This window comes from Paraburkholderia humisilvae (assembly GCF_902859855.1).
Lineage (GTDB): Bacteria > Pseudomonadota > Gammaproteobacteria > Burkholderiales > Burkholderiaceae > Paraburkholderia > Paraburkholderia humisilvae.
The window spans coordinates 1-656 of record NZ_CADIKH010000458.1 but is presented as its reverse complement, the minus strand read 5'-3'; the positions used below and the strand labels follow the sequence as shown (position 1 = coordinate 656).

The 656-nt window shown below is 58.4% G+C and carries 1 protein-coding gene and 1 pseudogene; both read left to right on the top strand.

Annotation, left to right across the window (positions count from 1 at the left end):
* On the top strand, positions 1-217 hold a 217-nt coding region (locus tag HV796_RS43050), incomplete at its 5' end, for a tyrosine-type recombinase/integrase (RefSeq protein ID WP_175233649.1).
* Between the two features lie 88 nt (positions 218-305).
* Positions 306-566, top strand: a pseudogene (locus HV796_RS43045) (transposase domain-containing protein); the annotation flags it as partial.
* Positions 567-656: the final 90 nt, after the last annotated feature.

Below are 656 nucleotides of genomic sequence, written 5' to 3'. Positions count from 1 at the left end.
TCGGCACACGGCCGCGATGAGCCTGATGCATCACGGCGTTGACCTGACCGTGATCGCGCTCTGGCTCGGGCACGAGTCCTCCGAGACTACTCAGATCTATTTGCACGCCGATATGCAACTCAAGGAACGCGCGCTCGCGCACGCGACGGTGAGTGGTGTTGCACCGACACGTTACAAACCTCCAGATCCGTTACTCGCCTTTCTGGAGGCTCTCTGATAATGCCGACAGCCGGAGCGACAGGGAACAGAGATCCGCCTAACCGTTGTGTCCGTGGATTCATGACGCGGCATAATCGGGGAGTCGGCATAACGTGCTCGAACGGGACATCCGGCCATTTACGACCGGAAGAAAGGCGTGGTTGTTCAGTGACAGCGTCGCCGGGGCGAAGGCGAGCGCCATCATCTATAGCCTGATGCTCACGTGCCGCGCGTGCAACGTCGAACCGTATACCTATCTGCTTCGCGTGCTAACCGAACTACCGCAGCGTGGAGCGGATGCCGATATCAGCGATCTGTTGCCGTTCAACGTTGCCACGCCGCCCGACGTATTATTGACCTTTCCATAAATCATGACGTCACCACAAGGTTGCCTGAATCCAGCACGCGGCGATGATCGAAGGTCGGTGCTGAGCGCTTTTGAGCTTGTTGCGAGCGAC